General features: G+C 62.2%; 15 protein-coding genes. 13 read left to right on the top strand and 2 right to left on the bottom strand.

Annotated features, from left to right (window positions below; translation table 11 throughout):
- Positions 1 to 80: 80 nt before the first annotated feature.
- Positions 81 to 1,196, top strand: coding sequence for an alanine dehydrogenase (gene ald, locus P0M04_RS08940; RefSeq protein WP_259451767.1), 1,116 nt, complete (start codon positions 81 to 83; stop codon positions 1,194 to 1,196).
- On the opposite strand, the gene P0M04_RS08935 is transcribed toward ald, so the two are convergent.
- Positions 1,166 to 1,963: a 5'-methylthioadenosine/adenosylhomocysteine nucleosidase gene (locus P0M04_RS08935; RefSeq protein WP_259451766.1), complete on the bottom strand. Its 798-nt coding sequence runs from the start codon at positions 1,961 to 1,963 to the stop codon at positions 1,166 to 1,168. The two genes, ald and P0M04_RS08935, sit on opposite strands and share 31 nt — an antisense overlap.
- A gap of 1,567 nt (positions 1,964 to 3,530) precedes the next feature.
- On the opposite strand from P0M04_RS08935, the gene P0M04_RS08930 reads away from it, so the two are divergent.
- The 8 genes from P0M04_RS08930 (at position 3,531) to P0M04_RS08895 (ending at position 11,559) form a co-directional block, all read left to right on the top strand.
- Positions 3,531 to 5,156 (top strand): GMC family oxidoreductase, encoded by a 1,626-nt coding sequence (locus tag P0M04_RS08930; RefSeq protein ID WP_259451765.1) that lies wholly within the window; start codon positions 3,531 to 3,533, stop codon positions 5,154 to 5,156.
- A gap of 136 nt (positions 5,157 to 5,292) precedes the next feature.
- The gene (locus P0M04_RS08925) at positions 5,293 to 6,066 is read left to right on the top strand and encodes an ABC transporter ATP-binding protein (RefSeq protein WP_259451764.1); all 774 of its coding nucleotides are present in this window, start codon (positions 5,293 to 5,295) and stop codon (positions 6,064 to 6,066) included.
- Entirely contained in the window at positions 6,063 to 6,770 is a 708-nt protein-coding gene (locus P0M04_RS08920) for an ABC transporter ATP-binding protein (protein ID WP_259451763.1), read from the top strand. Before P0M04_RS08925 ends, P0M04_RS08920 begins: the two co-directional genes overlap by 4 nt.
- A 20-nt stretch (positions 6,771 to 6,790) precedes the next feature.
- The gene (locus tag P0M04_RS08915; RefSeq protein WP_259451762.1) at positions 6,791 to 7,993 is read left to right on the top strand and encodes an ABC transporter substrate-binding protein; all 1,203 of its coding nucleotides are present in this window, start codon (positions 6,791 to 6,793) and stop codon (positions 7,991 to 7,993) included.
- A gap of 21 nt (positions 7,994 to 8,014) precedes the next feature.
- Positions 8,015 to 8,899: a branched-chain amino acid ABC transporter permease gene (locus tag P0M04_RS08910; RefSeq protein ID WP_259451761.1), complete on the top strand. Its 885-nt coding sequence runs from the start codon at positions 8,015 to 8,017 to the stop codon at positions 8,897 to 8,899.
- Between the two features lie 16 nt (positions 8,900 to 8,915).
- Complete coding sequence (locus tag P0M04_RS08905) at positions 8,916 to 9,890, top strand: branched-chain amino acid ABC transporter permease (protein WP_259451760.1); 975 nt, start codon at positions 8,916 to 8,918, stop codon at positions 9,888 to 9,890.
- 2 nt (positions 9,891 to 9,892) lie between these two features.
- Positions 9,893 to 10,729, top strand: a complete 837-nt coding sequence (locus P0M04_RS08900) for an alpha/beta fold hydrolase (protein ID WP_259451759.1) — start codon at positions 9,893 to 9,895, stop codon at positions 10,727 to 10,729.
- Between the two features lie 59 nt (positions 10,730 to 10,788).
- Complete coding sequence (locus P0M04_RS08895; protein ID WP_105378652.1) at positions 10,789 to 11,559, top strand: sulfite exporter TauE/SafE family protein; 771 nt, start codon at positions 10,789 to 10,791, stop codon at positions 11,557 to 11,559.
- 18 nt (positions 11,560 to 11,577) lie between these two features.
- On the opposite strand, the gene P0M04_RS08890 is transcribed toward P0M04_RS08895, so the two are convergent.
- Positions 11,578 to 12,624 carry a DUF1176 domain-containing protein gene (locus P0M04_RS08890; protein ID WP_259451758.1) on the bottom strand — a complete coding sequence of 349 codons (1,047 nt, stop codon included), beginning with the start codon at positions 12,622 to 12,624 and terminating at the stop codon, positions 11,578 to 11,580.
- 146 nt (positions 12,625 to 12,770) lie between these two features.
- Here P0M04_RS08890 and mnmG point away from each other — a divergent pair, with 146 nt between their 5' ends.
- The 4 genes from mnmG to P0M04_RS08870 all read left to right on the top strand — a co-directional run bounded on the left by mnmG (position 12,771) and on the right by P0M04_RS08870 (position 17,151).
- Positions 12,771 to 14,705, top strand: a complete 1,935-nt coding sequence (gene mnmG / locus P0M04_RS08885) for a tRNA uridine-5-carboxymethylaminomethyl(34) synthesis enzyme MnmG (RefSeq protein ID WP_259451757.1) — start codon at positions 12,771 to 12,773, stop codon at positions 14,703 to 14,705.
- Positions 14,702 to 15,349 (top strand): 16S rRNA (guanine(527)-N(7))-methyltransferase RsmG, encoded by a 648-nt coding sequence (gene rsmG, locus P0M04_RS08880; RefSeq protein ID WP_259451756.1) that lies wholly within the window; start codon positions 14,702 to 14,704, stop codon positions 15,347 to 15,349. Before mnmG ends, rsmG begins: the two co-directional genes overlap by 4 nt.
- Before the next feature lie 128 nt (positions 15,350 to 15,477).
- Complete coding sequence (locus tag P0M04_RS08875) at positions 15,478 to 16,248, top strand: ParA family protein (protein ID WP_259451755.1); 771 nt, start codon at positions 15,478 to 15,480, stop codon at positions 16,246 to 16,248.
- An 18-nt stretch (positions 16,249 to 16,266) separates the two neighbouring features.
- On the top strand, positions 16,267 to 17,151 hold the full coding sequence (locus tag P0M04_RS08870; protein WP_259451754.1) for a ParB/RepB/Spo0J family partition protein: 885 nt from the start codon (positions 16,267 to 16,269) through the stop codon (positions 17,149 to 17,151).
- The last annotated feature ends 238 nt before the right edge of the window (positions 17,152 to 17,389 follow it).

The following is a 17,389-nucleotide window of genomic DNA, read 5'->3' as shown; positions in this document are numbered from 1 at the left end:
CCGCGGTTGTAGGTTGTTAACCTGCACCGCGGCGTTTTGTTTTTGGAGTTGTTTTTCGTAGGTTTAACCTGGAGGCAGACATGTTGATAGGCGTACCAAAAGAAATCAAAAACAATGAATTCCGTGTGGGCTTGACGCCCCCCAGCGTGCACGAACTGGTCGCGCGCGGCCATAAGGTCATCGTGCAGACCGGCGCCGGTGCCGGCATCGGGTTGACGGACGAGCAGTACACGGCCGCCGGCGCGACGATCGTCCCGTCGGCGCAAGAGATTTTCGCGCAGGCCGAGATGGTCGTGAAAGTGAAGGAACCGCAGCCGCAGGAATGCGCGATGCTGCGTCCGGGACAGATCCTGTACACGTATCTGCACCTGGCGCCGGATCCGGAGCAGACGGCGGCGCTCGTGAAATCCGGCGCCGTCTGCATCGCCTATGAAACCATCACGGGCCCGGGCGGCGGCCTGCCGCTGCTGGCGCCGATGAGCGAGGTGGCAGGGCGGATGTCGATCCAGGCCGGCGCCAGCCACCTGGAAAAATCGAAGGGCGGCGCCGGCATCCTGCTGGGCGGCGTACCGGGCGTCGCGGCGGGCCACATCGTCATCATCGGCGCCGGCGTCGTCGGTACGAATGCGCTGCAGATGGCGGTCGGCATCGGCGCGCGCGTCACCGTGCTCGATAAAAATGTCGACCGTCTGCGCCAGCTCGACCTCGTCTACGGCAACCGGATCTCGACCCTGTATTCGAACACCCACGCGATCGAGGAAGCAGTGCTGTCGGCCGATCTCGTCATCGGCGGCGTGCTCGTGCCCGGTGCCGCGGCGCCAAAGCTCGTCACGCGCGACATGGTGTCAAAAATGAAAAAAGGCGCCGTCGTCGTCGACGTGGCGATCGACCAGGGTGGCTGCTTCGAGACGTCGCATCCGACGACGCACGCCGATCCGACGTTCGTCGTGGACGGCGTTATTCACTACTGCGTGGCGAACATGCCGGGTGCGGTGGCGCGCACGTCGACGTTCGCGCTGAACAACGCGACAATCGGCCACGCCGTGGCGCTGGCGAACAAGGGGTGGCGGCAGGCGCTGCGCGATGACGTCCACCTCAAGAACGGCCTGAACGTCTGCGAAGGCAAAGTCACCTACGCGGCTGTCGCGAAGGATCTCGGCTATGACTATGTGCCGGCGGACACCCTGCTGGCCTGAGTTACGCCGGCTTTTTGCCAGCCCAGGCAGAACTGCCTGACGATGTGAAAAGCATAACGCGCGGCCACGGATTTCACGAAACGCATGAAATCCGTGGCCGCGTGTTCATTGGCGTTGTCGGAAATCGTCCGGACGACGCCGAACGGGATGCCCAGCTCGAAACAGGCTTGCGCGACCGCGGCGCCTTCCATCTCCACCGCCAGCAGACCCGGCAATGCCCCATTCAACGCGTCCAGACGGCCCTTGTCGCTCACGAACTGGTCGGCGCTGGCGATCAGGCCTCGATGCAGCCGCGGCCCGCTGAGCGCGAATACGGCCCTTTCCCCGGGGTCGATGGCCAGGGCGAAGTCGTCTTCCAGGAATCGATGTGCCGCATCGGCCAGCTGCAGCGCCATGTGGTGGTCGGACAAAAAGTGCGTCAAACCCGTCAACGGTACTTCATAACGGGGGAACAAAGGGCTCGCATCCATGTCGTGCTGGACGAGCGATTCGGCCACGACGATGTCCCCGACACGGATCGAAGCGTCGCCAGCACCAGCCACACCCGTAAAGAGGATGTGGGTAACACCGAACTTCTCCACAAGCGTTGTGGTCGTCAGTGCCGCTGCAACCTTGCCTATACGCGATAAAACGCACACAGCGTCGATTTCCCACAGTTGTCCGAGGAAGTAGTCACGCATGCCGTGCGTGAGCTTGTAGGCCCCTTCCATGGCCTCCACGAGCCCCTGCTGTTCTTCGTGCAATGCGCTAATGATCCCTAATCGCATGTTTCGGCCTTGTCCTGGATGGGTTGACGGACGGGTTTCGGCGGCTTGTTCACGCTGTTCCCGCTGTTTTTGTCTTAATAAAACAAAGATGTATATAAAAAATGGTAGTGATAGTAAACGCGCTTCTGTCTGTGGATAAGACCGAATTTGTCTACAGCGTCAACGGTTTACGCGCTCACGGATCGGTTGGACAAGCATTGTATCGATGCTGAACCGATGTTGGACAAAAACCGGGCGAGCAGAAAAAGTGGCCGTTCTGCACATCCGCTCCTGTGGATATGCAGGACCTTTTCCACAGTCGAGCCGGTTTTGTCTGCCTACAGGACGCTTGCAGGCTGCGAACGCTGTTCCAGGTGCGACGTCGGCATCACGTTCTTCCTGTAGACAAACGGCAGTCGGGCAGTGGTTGCGTCAGCTTTCCATGCGCCGGTGCCCAGTTTCATTTTTTTTTGTGCAGTCGAGCTGGTTTTGCATGCTCACCAGGGCTTGCAGGATGCGAACGCTGGTTCTGCTGCGACGTTGGCATCACGTCCTTCCTGTAGACAGACGACAGTCGAGCAGTGGTTACGTCAGCTTTGGATACGACGGTGCCCGTTTTCTTTTTTTTTTGCAGACAAAAGAGCGTTCGCGTCGTGTCGGCTTCGCCGTCGATCTCTGCTGTGCGAGTTGTCCTTCTTTAGTTAACTTGGATAGAAAGAAAGGATAGTGATGATAGTAAACGCCGGCTGAACTGTGGATAAGCTGGATTTTTTCCACAAGCTCAAGGGTTTACGCGCGTCGAAAGCGGTCGGACAAACGTTGTTTTTGCCGAGGACCAAAACTGGAAAAAAAATTCGCGGTCGAGTTTCATGGCAGTTCCGCACATTCGATCCTGTGGATATTCAGCAGCTTATCCACAAAAGGATCGGGAACAGGGAATTTGGGGCTGCCGGCAGCCGGCTTGGTCGACGTCGCGCGGGTGTTGTGGTTGTGAACGCATCCGGAGTCGGTCTTTTTTGTCACGCAGGACGATGCCGGGGATGCGTCGCGACCGAAAGCGAATAATTTTTTCGGGATGGCCGCAGCGTTTGGCGCGAGTCGTCACCTTTGAGATCAAAAACAGGGTGTCCTGGGGTGCTGAAGCGGCTTGGTCGACGTCGACCAGGTGTTGTGGTCACGAACGCATCCGGAGTCCGCCGATTTTTTTGTCGCGCGGAGCGACGTCGAGATGCGTCGAGGTCGAAGACGAAAATTTTTTTTGGTAGGACCGTGGCCTTCGAGGCGAGTCGTCAGGTTTACAACCAAATGCTTGTATACAGAATAATGGTAATAGTTAACGGTGGCACTCTTCTGTGGATAAGCCGGGTTTTTTCCACAACATCAAACGTTTACGTTTCGCATAAGGCGGTGGGCTGGTCTTGTATGTGCCTTGTGGCAAAACTGGATAAAAATCCGGGTTGTGCGAAAAATCGATCTTCCTCACATTTCGTACCTGTGGATATTCATACGCTTATCCACAGTCCGGGGACCCCTTGTTGAGCTTGATCATCTGGTAAGCTTGCTCAACCGAATCACGATGCGAGGGTCCATGGAGTCCGCAGGGGAATTCGATGTCATCATTGTCGGGGCCGGTACCGCCGGCTGCGTGCTGGCCAACCGCCTCACCCGCAGGTCCGACGTGCAGGTGCTGCTGATCGAGGCCGGCGGCAAGGACGATTACCTGTGGATCCACATCCCCGTCGGTTACCTGTACTGCATCGGCAACCCGCGCACGGACTGGTTGTTCAAAACGGAGGCGGATCCAGGTCTGGCGCGGCGATCGCTCATCTACCCACGTGGAAAAGTCCTGGGCGGCAGTTCATCGATCAACGGCATGATCTACATGCGCGGCCAGGCCGAGGACTATGACCGCTGGGCTGCCATCACGGGCGATCCATCCTGGCGCTGGGACAATGTCCTGCCCATTTTCAAGGCAAGCGAAGACCATCACGGCGGCGCCAGCACCATCCACGGCAGCGGCGGCGAGTGGAGAGTGGAGCGCCAGCGGCTGTCCTGGGAAATCCTCGACGCGTTCCGTGAAGCGGCCCACCAGACGGGCATCCCGAAAGTCGACGATTTCAACGGCGGCGACAACGCAGGCTGTGCCTATTTCGAAGTCAACCAGCGGCGCGGCATCCGGCTGAATACGGCCAAAGCCTTTCTCAGGCCGGCCGCCACGCGTCCGAACCTGACGATCATGACGGGCTGCCATGTTGAAAAGCTGTGGATCGAGCAGACGGAGCAGGGCGCTGTCTGCCGCGGGGTGAAATTCACGGGTGGCGGCCGTGCGTTCACCGCCACGGCGCGGCGCGAAACCCTGCTGGCCGCTGGCGCCATCGGTTCGCCGCATATCCTGCAATTGTCCGGCATCGGGCCGGCAGCCCTGTTGCACCAGCATGGGATCGCACCCGTCCTCGATGCGCCCGGCGTGGGCGAAAACCTGCAGGATCATTTGCAACTGCGTATGGTCTACCGCATCACGGGCGCCCGCTCGCTCAACACGAGTGCCGCGTCCTGGTACGGCAAGATGAAAATCGGCGTGCAATATCTGCTATTCCAAAGCGGGCCCATGTCGATGGCGCCGTCGCAGCTGGGCGCGTTTGCCCGCTCCGACCCTGGCCAGGCGACGCCAAACCTCGAATACCACGTGCAGCCGCTCTCCCTGGAAAAATTCGGCGATCCGCTGCACGGTTTCCCCGCTTTTACGGCGAGCGTGTGCAATTTGCGGCCGACGGCGCGGGGCCATGTCCGGCTGGCGGCGAACGACAGTTACGCGCCCCCGAAAATATCTCCGAACTATCTCAGCACGCCGGAAGACCGCAAGGTGGCGGCCGAGGCGCTGGCGCTGACGCGGCGCATCGTCGCGGCGCCCGCGCTGGCGAAGTACCGCCCGGAAGAATTCAAGCCGGGCCCGCACTACCGCACGGAGGAAGAATTGGCGGAAGCAGCCAGCCTCATCGGCACGACGATTTTTCATCCGGTCGGCACCTGCCGCATGGGGAGAACGGACGATCCGCTGGCCGTCGTCGACAGCGAGCTGCGCGTCAAAGGTGTCCAGGGGCTGCGCGTCGTCGACGCGTCCATCATGCCGACGATCACGTCCGGCAACACGAATTCTCCGACGTTGATGATTGCCGAAAAGACGGCGCAGTTGATCCAGAGCGCGTGGTCGTAGTGCATTTTTGCACAACGGGTTTGCGCGCCGTCATGACGTAGCGCAGGGCGATACGCGTGGCGTGTGCTGTATCTTGACGAGTTCCAAAAGTGTGTATGATTTGTAAAGCTTGAATGGACGAAAGCGGGGAGACGCAATGCCGGACGTCATTCTGGAAACACGTGATCTGACGAAGGAATTCAAGGGTTTTACGGCGGTCAACCAGGTGAGTCTGCAGGTGCAGCGCGGCCATATCCACGCGCTCATCGGACCCAATGGCGCCGGCAAGACGACGTGCTTCAACCTGCTGACCAAATTCCTGGCGCCCTCCGCCGGCCGCATTCTGTTCAACGGCACCGACATCACCGCCCTGAAACCGGCGCAGATCGCGCGGATGGGAATCATCCGCTCGTTCCAGATCTCGGCCGTGTTCCCGCATCTCACCGTGCTGGAAAACGTGCGTATCGGCCTGCAGCGTGCCCTCGGCACCAGCTTTTATTTCTGGCGCAGCGAAAAGACCTTGAACCGGCTCAACGACCGCGCCATGGCGTTGCTGGCCGAAGTGGACCTGGAACAGTTTGCCGACACCATCACGGCCGACCTGCCATACGGCCGCAAGCGCGCGCTCGAGATCGCCACGACGCTCGGCATGGAGCCGGAACTCATGTTGCTGGACGAACCGACGCAGGGCATGGGCCACGAAGATGTGCACCGCGTGACGGCACTGATCAAAAAAGTGGCAAGCGGACGCACGATCCTGATGGTGGAACACAACATGAACGTCGTTTCGGGTATTTGCGACCGCATCTCCGTGCTGCAGCGCGGCGCCGTGCTGGCGGAAGGCAGTTACGCGGACGTGTCGCGCAATCCGCAGGTCATCGAAGCGTACATGGGCAGCGCCGACAACAACCTGGCGGGAGCGCACGGATGACGCCGGCACTGGAGATCGAGAACCTGCAAGCCTGGTATGGCGAATCGCACATCCTGCACGGCGTCAGCTTTGCCGTGCAGCCGGGCGAAGTCGTCACCCTGCTGGGCCGCAACGGCGCGGGCCGCACGACTACGTTGCGCGCGATCATGGGCCTGACGGGCGCGCGCACCGGGTCGATCAAGGTCAACGGCGTCGAGGCGATCCGCCTGCCCACGCACCGCATCGCCCACCTCGGCATCGGTTACTGCCCGGAAGAGCGGGGCATTTTCGCGTCGCTGTCGACCGAGGAAAACCTCATGCTGCCGCCGAAGCTGGCTGGCGGCGACGCCGGCATGAGCGTCGCGGAGATCTACGAGATGTTCCCGAACTTGTACGAACGGCGCCACAGCCAGGGGACGCGGCTGTCCGGCGGCGAACAGCAGATGCTGGCCGTCGCGCGCATCCTGCGCACGGGTGCGCGCCTGTTGCTGCTGGACGAGATTTCGGAAGGGCTGGCGCCCGTGATCGTGCAGGCGCTCGCGAAGATGATCACGACCCTCAAGGCGAAGGGCTACACGATCGTCATGGTGGAACAGAATTTCCGGTTCGCGGCGCCGCTGGCGGACCGGTTTTACGTCATGGAACACGGCCGCATCATCACGACGATCGCGGCCGCGGAGCTGCAGGCCAGCATGCCGGCATTGACCGAGCTGCTGGGCGTTTGATCATCGACAACGGAGACCATATGAAAACAGCGATTGCCTTTGCCGCCGCCGCCTTCGCGGCCGGTTTGTCCATGCCGGCGCTGGCCCAGATCTCGGGCGACACCGTCAAAATCGGCATGATCACGGATTTATCGGGCGTGTATTCCGACATCGACGGCAATGGCGGTGCCGAAGCCGTGCGCATGGCGATCGCGGATGCGGGCGGCGCCATCAATGGTAAAAAAATCCAGTTCATCGTCGCCGACCACCAGAACAAGCCCGACATTGCCGCCAGCAAGGCGCGGGAATGGTTCGACCAGCAGGGCGTCGACATGCTGATCGGCGGCACGAACTCCGGCGCCGCCCTCGCCATGGCCAAGGTGGCGGCGGAAAAGAAAAAAGTCTTTATCGCCATCGGTTCCGGCAGTGCGCAGCTGACCAACGAACAGTGCTCGCCGTATACCGTGCACTACGCGTATGACACGGTCGCGCTCGCCCGCGGCACGGGCGCCACGATGGTGAAGCAGGGCGGCAAGAGCTGGTATTTCCTGACGGCCGATTACGCGTTCGGCCAGTCGCTGGAAAAGGACACGACCGACGTCGTGAAGGCCAATGGCGGTACCGTGCTGGGCAGTGTGAAGCACCCGCTGGGCGCATCCGACTTTTCGTCGTTCCTGCTGCAGGCGCAGTCGTCGAAAGCGCAGGTGCTGGGGCTGGCGAATGCCGGCGGCGACTTCATCAATTCCGTCAAGGCGGCGAAGGAATTCGGCCTCACCAGCAAGATGAAGATCGCGGGCCTGCTCGTGTTCATCAACGATATCCACACCCTCGGGCTACAGACTACGCAAGGACTCTACCTGACAGACGCCTGGTACTGGGACATGAACAACGACACCCGCGTGTGGGCGAAAAAATACTTCGCGAAGATGAAGAAGGAGCCGTCGTCGCTGCAGGCGGCGGATTATTCCGCGGCGATGAATTACCTGAACGCGGTTAAGGCGATCGGCACGGACGATGGCGACAAGGTCATGGCCCAGCTGAAAAAGACCAAGATCAATGACATGTTCACGAAGAATGGCGAGATCCGTCCGGACGGCCGCATGGTGCACGATATGTACCTGATGCAGGTCAAGACGCCGGCCGAGTCGAAGGCGCCATGGGATTACTACAAGGTCGTGGCCACGATTCCGGGCGCCCAGGCGTACACGACCAAGGCCGAGACCAAGTGCGCGGCCTGGAAGTGAGCCTGACGTAAGCACGTGCCCATGGAAATTTTCGGCGTCCCCCTGCAGGCGATGATGAGCCAGCTGCTGCTGGGCCTTGTGAACGGTTCGTTCTACGCGATGCTGTCGCTGGGCCTGGCCGTCATCTTCGGCCTGCTCAACGTAATCAATTTTTCGCACGGCGCGCTGTACATGATGGGCGCGTTCGCCGCGTACATCGGCGTCACGTCGTTCGGGCTGAACTACTGGACGATGCTCGTGCTGGCGCCGCTGATCGTCGGCGCGTTCGGCATCCTGATCGAAAAGACGATGCTGCGCTGGCTCTACCGGTTCGATCACCTGTACGGTCTGCTGCTGACCTTCGGCATCACCTTGCTGCTGGAAGGCCTGTTCCGCTCGTTCTTCGGCGTGTCCGGCCAGACCCTGGACGTGCCGGAAGCGCTGTCAGGCGCCACCGACCTCGGTTTCATGATCCTGCCGAACTACCGCGCCTGGGTCGTGGCCGCGTCGCTCGTCGTGTGCCTGGCGACGTGGTTCACGATCGAAAAGACGAGATTGGGCGCCTACCTGCGCGCGGGCACGGAAAACCCGAAGCTGGTCGAAGCGTTCGGCATCAACGTGCCGTTGATGGTGACATTGACCTACGGCTTCGGCGTCGCGCTGGCGGGCTTTGCAGGCGTGCTGGCGGCGCCCGTCATCAACGTGACGCCGCTGATGGGTTCCAACCTCATCATCGTCGTGTTCGCCGTCGTCGTGATCGGCGGCATGGGCTCCATCCTCGGGTCCATCGTCACGGGCCTGGCGCTGGGCGTCATCGAAGGGCTGACGCGCGTGTATTACCCGGAAGCGTCGGAAGTCGTCGTGTTCGTCGTGATGGTGATCGTGCTGCTGCTGCGTCCCGCCGGCCTGTTCGGCAAAGAAAAATGAGGCCCCGACCATGACCATGAACCGAACCCTCGGCTACGGCCTCGCACTGGTGGTGGCGCTGGCGGCGCCGTTTGTCGGCTATCCGGTCTTCCTGATGAAGCTGCTGTGCTTCGGCCTGTTCGCCTGCGCTTTCAATCTCCTGATCGGCTACACCGGCTTGCTGTCGTTCGGCCACGCGGCATTTTTCGGTGGCGCCGGCTACGTCACGGGGCACGCGCTTGCGGTGCTCGGGTTGCCGTTCGAGATATCACTCGTGCTGGGCGTGCTGGCAGCCGCCGCGCTGGGTTTGGTCATGGGGCTGCTGGCCATCCGGCGCCAGGGCATTTATTTTTCGATGATCACCCTGGCGCTCGCGCAGATGGTGTATTTCGCCGCGCTGCGTGCGCCGTTTACGCACGGCGAGGACGGGCTGCAGGGCGTCCCGCGCAGCAGGCTGCTGGGGTTCGTCGACCTCGGCAACGACCTGGCCCTGTACTACGTCGTGCTGGCGATCTGCGTGGCCGGCTTCGCCTTGATCGTCCGGACGGTGCATTCGCCGTTCGGGCAGGTGCTGAAGGCGATCAAGGAAAATGAAGCGCGCGCCATTTCTCTGGGCTACGACGTGGATCGCTATAAACTCGTCGCGTTCGTGCTGTCGGCCGCGCTGGCTGGCCTGGCGGGGGCGACGAAGACCGTCGTGCTCGGCTTCGAGACGCTGACGGACGTGCACTGGACGATGTCCGGCCTCGTCATCCTGATGACCCTGGTGGGCGGCATGGGCACCCTGGCGGGGCCGATCCTGGGCGCCTTCCTCATCGTCGCGCTGGAGAACAAGCTGGGCGACCTGGGGAACTTCCTGGCCGAGACGACGCATGTAGAATGGTTCGCATCACTCGGAGAATCCGTGGGCATCATCACCGGTCTCATCTTTGTTGCGTGCGTGTTGTTGTTCCGCCGGGGTATCGTCGGCGAGATCGCGGCGGTGCTCCACTCTCCGGTTTCAAGGAGGTGAACGTGATCGACGAATCCCTCATGCTGGACGTGAACGGCATCCGCATCCACACGACGACGACGGGGCAGGGACCGGCCGTGCTGCTGCTGCACGGCTTTCCCGACACGCACCTCGTCTGGCGCAAGCAGGTCCCCGTCCTGGCCGCCGCGGGTTTCCGCGTGCTGGCGCCCGACCTGCGCGGGTATGGCCGCAGCGACGCGCCGGGCGGTGTGTTCGACTACACGATGGACAAGCTGCGCGGCGACGTGCTGGGCCTGCTCGACGCCCTCCACATCGATAAAGTCTTCCTCGTCGGCCACGATTGGGGCGGCCTCATCGGCTGGCAGATCGCGGCGCTGGCACCGGAACGCGTGCACCGCTACGTGGCAATGTCCACCGGCCACCCGTACGCCATCGCGCGCGCCGGCATCCTGCAGCGCTTGCGCATGACCTATATCCTCGGCTTCATCATGCCGGGCATCGCGGAACATACGCTTCGTGCGGCCGACTGGTTCATCATGCGCCAGTTCACGGACGAGCCCGGCCAGGCCGACCACTGGAAGCGTGACCTGTCCCCGCCAGGCCGCCTGACGGCCGCCTTAAACTATTACCGCGCCAACCTGAGCCTGGCGCTGCCGCGCGGACACCGCCAGGTGAAGGTCCCCGTGATGGGCTTGTGGAGCGACCGCGACCCGGCGCTGGGCGAAAAGCAGATGCGCGATTCCGCCCATTATGTCGACGGCGAGTTCCGTTTCGAGCGCATCCGCGGCGCGGATCACTGGCTGCAGCTGACGGCGGCCGACGAGGTCAACCGCCTGCTGCTGCAATTTCTCGAAGAGGGACGTGCAGCGGCCGTCTGAGTTTGTTGCGTCGCAACAAGGGTGTCGGACTACAATAGCGCTTTTACGCGTTATTCATCATGTTCGATTTTGCCCTGCTGGCCGTCGCGGCCTTCGTTGCCGGTCTCGTGGATGCTGTCGTCGGTGGGGGAGGATTGATCCAGATCCCGGCGATGTTTGCCATGTTTCCTCGTGAGGTACCGGCAACGCTGCTGGGCACAAATAAACTGGCCGCGATGTTCGGTACGGCCGTTGCGGCCGTCAAATACTCGCGCCGCGTGACGGTCGCCTGGAGCACGGCGGCACCGGCGGCGCTCGCCGCGTTCGCGCTGTCGTTCATCGGTGCGTGGACCGTGACCCGCGTCCCGGGCGACTTCGTCAGGAGTCTCCTGCCGCTGATCCTCGTCGCGGTGGCCGTGTACACGTACAAGAAGAAAGACCTGGGCGCCGTGCATGCGCCGGCGCACAGCGGCATGACGGAACGGCTGCTCGCGATGGGTGTCGGCGCCGCCATCGGTTTTTATGACGGCTTCTTCGGCCCCGGCACCGGCAGCTTCCTGATCTTCCTGTTTGTTCGCTTCTTCGGATTCGACTTCCTCAGCGCGTCGGCGGCGGCGAAGATCGTCAACGTCGCCTGCAATATCTCGGCGCTGATCTGGTTCGGCTACAGCGGTCACCTGCTCTGGCAACTCGGCCTGTTGATGGCCGTGTGCCAGATCGCGGGTTCACTGGTCGGAACGCGGCTGGCGCTGAAGCACGGTAGCGGCTTCGTACGCAAGCTGTTCCTTGTCGTCGTCGGGCTGTTGATCGTAAAGACAGCGTTTGACACGTTCAAGCGCTTGGGCTGGTGATTGTTTCACGTGGAACAGTCAACGCGACTTGCGGACGCGTGTGACAAGCGTCGGCAAGTTCCACGCGCCACCGGGCGTAATCTGGCGGCACATGCCGCTCGTCGCGTCGGAGGTCTGCGTGAACGCGCGGCCGTCCCAGGTCCAAGTCGCGGTCGCGACGCAATCGGCGATGCCGCGACCCTTCTGGAATGAGCTAATGACGCCGTCGTCGTAATCGGTTGCGGACGTCGTGACCAGAACGGCGGAGTAGGGTGGCTTGGCGTCCACGACCCAGTAGCCGTCGCCCGTGTTGTAGGCGGCGGTCCAGCACGTGTGCGATACGAGCAGCTTGTCTTTCGTGAAAGGCCGGGCCTCGAACTCGCCCGATGTTTCGGACGTCGAGTCCAGCAGCTCGCAATCGCCTTCCTTCACCGTCTTGCGTAGCGCGGCCCTGAGCGCGCGCGTTTGGCTGGAAGTCAGTTTAATGGGATTCTTGTCCTGGCTGACTGGCCCTGCTTGCACCTCGGGCGCGGGCAATGGCGGCACAACACTTGATTCAGATTTGCTGCCCCGGCGCACCAGCGCACCGGGGGTGTCGAGCCGGCCCTGGAACTCATCCATCTTGAGCAGTACGGCATTGGCGCCGGCTGTCGATATGGTCCACGTCGTTCCCTTGCCGGACCAGGAGATGCGGCCATCCTTGAGCAGAGCCGGCAACAGGGCGCGGACCTGCGCATCGGTCAGCGTGAGGATGGACGACTTCGGGTCGATGCGGACGATGCCGAGGGCGCGGCCATCGAGGGACATTGCGAGCTGGTCGGGCGTCGGATGACGTTCGTCATCTGCCAGTTGCAGTTCGACCTTGACCGTCTGGTTCGGCCCCGCCGCGCGCGTGACCAGGAGGGTGGCGGCCGGACCATCGCCTTCGTCGTTATAGCCTGCGGCGCGGCAGGTTCGCGTATTGTCGCAGGCGAGTTCCCAGTCCTTGTGGCTGAAGGTGGTTGACGGCAGATCGGAGCGTGGATACGCGCTGGCGTTGGCGCTCAAGGCGAGCAGGGCATAGGTAAGCGGGCGAAGTTTAGACATGGTGGCAAGGTGAAGTGAGTGTGGCGAAAAGCCTAACACGTCACTGTTTCACGTGAAACAAATCGTCGTTTTCGGGGTCGAGCCGAAGCCGCACGGAAAAAAGAATCTATAATCGCTTCTTAATCCTCCTCGCAACACACTCCATCATGCTATTTCCGACTGAATTCGACGTGATCGTCGTTGGCGGCGGCCATGCCGGCACCGAAGCGGCGCTCGCGTCTGCGCGCATGGGCCAGAAGACCCTGTTGCTCACTCATAACATCGAAACCCTGGGCGCGATGTCCTGCAACCCGTCCATCGGCGGCATCGGCAAGGGCCACCTCGTCAAGGAAGTGGACGCCATGGGCGGCGCAATGGCTATCGCCACCGACGAAGCCGGTATCCAGTTCCGCATCCTGAACTCCTCGAAGGGCCCGGCTGTGCGCGCCACGCGTGCCCAGGCCGACCGCATGCTGTACAAGCAGGCGATCCGTTCGCGCCTGGAAAACCAGCCGAATTTGTGGCTGTTCCAGCAGGCCGTCGACGACCTGGTGGTCGAAGGCGACCGCGTCGTCGGCGCCGTCACCCAGATCGGCCTGCGCTTCCGTGCGCGCGCCGTCGTGCTGACGGCCGGCACTTTCCTCGACGGGAAGATCCACGTCGGCCTGCAGAATTACTCGGCCGGCCGTGCGGGCGACCCGCCGGCGGTCTCTCTGTCGTCGCGCCTGAAAGAACTCAAATTGCCGCAGGGCCGCCTGAAAACGGGTACGCCGCCGCGCATTGACGGCCGCAGCATCGACTTCTCCGTGATGACGGAACAGCCGGGCGACCTCGATCCGGTCCCGGTGTTTTCGTACATGGGCAATGCCGCGATGCACCCGAAACAGCTGCCGTGCTGGGTGACGCACACGAATGCGCAGACGCACGACATCATCCGCAACGGCCTCGACCGCAGCCCGATGTACACGGGCGTGATCGAGGGCGTCGGTCCGCGCTACTGCCCGTCGATCGAAGACAAGATCCACCGCTTCGCTTCGAAGGAATCGCACCAGATCTTCCTCGAACCGGAAGGCCTGACGACCAACGAGTTTTACCCGAACGGTATCTCCACGAGCCTCCCATTCGACGTGCAACTGGCCCTGGTGCGCTCGATGCGTGGCCTGGAAAACGCATTCATCCTGCGTCCCGGCTATGCGATCGAATACGATTATTTCGACCCGCGCGGCCTGAAGGCATCGCTGGAGACGAAGGCCGTCCAGGGCCTGTTCTTCGCCGGCCAGATCAACGGGACGACCGGCTACGAAGAAGCCGCGGCCCAGGGCATGCTGGCGGGTATCAACGCGGCGCTGCTGACGCAGGGCCGCGAGGCATGGACGCCGTCCCGCTCGGAGGCCTATCTCGGCGTGCTGGTCGACGACCTGACGACGCAGGGCGTCGCGGAGCCGTACCGCATGTTCACGAGCCGCGCGGAATACCGTCTGTCGCTGCGCGAAGACAATGCGGATATGCGCCTGACGGAGATCGGCCGCAAGTTGGGCGTCGTGGGCGATGCGCAGTGGGAAGCGTTCGAACGCAAGCGCGAAGCCGTTGCGCGCGAACTGGAGCGCCTGCGTGCGACGTGGGTCAACCCGCGCATTCTCGCCGCAGCCGAATCGGAACGTGTAATCGGCCAGGCCATCGAGCGCGAATACAACCTGGCGGACCTGCTGCGCCGTCCGGGTGTGGAGTACGACAAGCTGGTAACCCTGCAGGGTGTCGACGGCCAGGCGCTGGGCGGTCCGGGTGTGGAAGATCCGGCTGTGAAAGAACAGGTCGAGATCCAGCTGAAGTATTCGGGCTATATCGATCGCCAGGCACGTGAAGTCGAACGCCACGATCATTACGAAAACCTGAAATTGCCCGAGAACCTGAACTATCTCGAGATCGCGGCATTGTCGATCGAAGTGCGCCAGAAGCTCGATAAACAGCGGCCCGAAACGCTGGGCCAGGCCTCGCGCATTTCCGGTGTCACGCCGGCGGCAATTTCTCTGCTGCTCGTGCACCTAAAAAAACGCGGCGCCAAGGGTTTTACCAGTGTCCCGAACGAGGAATCGGCCGCATGAAGAATTTCGACCGAGCGGCCTTGTCCGCTGTGCTGGGGGAGGGCATCGATGCGATGCGCCTCGACGTGAGCCCGGCCCAGCAGGACAAGCTGATGAATTACCTAGCGTTGATGTTCAAGTGGAATGCCGTCTACAACCTGACGTCGCTGCGCGACCCGATGCAGATGGTCACGCACCACCTGCTGGATTCGCTGGCGGCCGTGCCGGCATTCGCGGCTGCAAAGAACGTGCTGGATGTCGGTTCCGGCGGTGGTTTGCCGGGCATCGTGCTGGCGATCGTTCGTCCCGACATGAAAGTGTCGATGATCGACACGGTCCATAAAAAAACAGCTTTCCTGACGCAAGTGAAAGCGGAGCTGGGCCTGGCCAACGTCACGGTGTACACGGCACGGGTGGAGCAATTGCAGGTGAGCGACAAATTCGATGTCATCACCTCGAGGGCTTTTGCCGACCTGTCGGATTTCGTCAACTGGTCTTCGCACCTGCTGGCCGACGGCGGCCGCTACATCGCCTTGAAAGGGGTAGCACCGAAAGACGAACAGGAACGGCTGCCGGCAGAGTGGAAGGTCGACAAGGTGGAACCGCTGGACGTACCAAGGCTCGGCGCCGAGCGTCACCTGGTATTCATCGAACGTTCCACGTGAAACAATCCCGCGAGCACTCCAGTCCCGGCACAAACATATAAACTGTATAAACAGTTTATACCGTTAATACCATATAAATCGTATAAATCGTTTTAATGGTATTAATCGTATGACTGATAAAGGCATACATGGCGAAAATTTTTTGCGTAGCAAACCAGAAGGGCGGGGTCGGCAAGACCACCACCAGCGTGAACCTGTCCGCCGGCCTCGCCAAGCTTGACCAGCGCGTGCTGCTGGTCGACCTCGACCCGCAGGGAAATGCCACCATGGGCGCGGGCATCAACAAGGCGGGGCTGACCTCGTCGATCTACGAGGTGCTGCTGGGCGAGGCCGACGTGGCCGCGGCGCGCCTGCGCAGCGAAGCAGGGCGCTTCGACGTCCTGCCCGCCAACCGCGAACTCGCCGGTGCCGAAGTGGAGATGGTCGAGCTGGAAAACCGCGAGCGCCGCCTGAAGGAAGCGCTGGCCAAGGTCGACGCCGACTACGATTTCATTTTGATCGACTGCCCGCCCGCGCTGTCGATGCTGACCCTGAACGGTCTCGTGTCCGCGCACGGCGTCATCATCCCGATGCAGTGCGAGTACTACGCACTGGAAGGCCTGTCGGATCTCGTGAACACGATCAAGAAGGTGCATGCGAACCTGAACCATGATCTGCGCATCATCGGCCTGCTGCGCGTGATGTTCGATCCGCGCATGACCTTGTCGCAGCAGGTGTCGGCGCAGCTCGAGCAGCATTTCGGCGACAAGGTGTTCAAGACGATCATTCCGCGCAACGTGCGCCTGGCGGAAGCGCCGTCGTACGGCATCCCGGGCGTCACGTTCGATCCGTCCTCGAAGGGCGCGCAGGCATATATTGCCTTCGGCGCCGAGATGGTCGAACGCATCAAGACAATGTAACCAGAACCAGCATAAGTCATGGCAACCAAAAAACTCAAAGGACTCGGCCGCGGCCTCGATGCGCTGCTGGGCGGAGACACTCCCGAGACGCCGGCCGCACCATCCGGTGCGCCGTCGCTGCTGCAGGTCGGACAGATCCAGGCCGGCAAATACCAGCCGCGCACGCGCATGGACGACGGTTCGCTGGCCGAGCTGGCGGCGTCGATCAAATCCCAGGGCATCATGCAGCCGGTGCTCGTACGGCCGATCGACGTGTCGCCGTCCGGCGCGCGCTACGAGATCATCGCCGGCGAACGCCGCTTCCGCGCCGCCCAGCTGGCGGGCCTGGACGAGATCCCCGTGCTCGTGCGCGAAGTCGATGACCAGAACGCCGCCGCGATGGCGCTGATCGAGAACATCCAGCGCGAAGACCTGAATCCGCTGGAAGAGGCGCAGGGCATCGCGCGGCTGATTTCGGAATTCAGTTTCACCCACGAGCAGGCGGCGCAGGCCGTCGGCCGTTCGCGCAGCGCCGTGTCGAACCTGCTGCGTCTCGTAAACCTCGCGCAGCCCGTGCAGACGATGCTGATGGCGGGCGACATCGACATGGGCCACGCCCGTGCCCTGCTGGCCGTCGACGCGGCCAGCCAGATCGCGCTGGCGAACCAGGTCATCGCCAAGCGCATGTCCGTCCGCGAGACGGAAAAGCTGGTCGCGCGCGCGCTGGAAGAACAGAACGCGCCGCCGGTCGCGGCGCGCCAGAAAGAAAAATCGGGCGACATCGTGCGCCTCGAGGAGGAATTGTCGGACCGCCTGGCGACGCCCGTCGCGTTCAAGATGGGGCCGAAGGGCAGGGGACAGATGATCATCGACTTCGCCGACCTCGACGTCCTGGACACCGTGCTCGCGCGCCTGCGCGCCTGACGCGGACACTCCCGCACCGATGCCGGGCCGGGTGCCCGGCATTTTTTTATCCGTACCGGATGCACCACGGCGACGCGCCCGCGCACTCCCACTGCCCAGTGCCCTCACTGCCGCGGTGCAAAACGAGCAGGCCGATGAGTGTGCCCTTGGTCGCGCTACCAGGCCGCGCGAGCCGGTATATGCATGGCCGGAACTGTTGGTTTACCTCACCGTGCGGTCGTAATTACACAACATTTCG

The sequence above is a fragment of the Telluria mixta genome, assembly GCF_029223865.1.
GTDB classification, from domain to species: Bacteria; Pseudomonadota; Gammaproteobacteria; order Burkholderiales; family Burkholderiaceae_D; genus Telluria; species Telluria mixta.
This window is presented reverse-complemented; position numbering and strand designations above follow the sequence as displayed.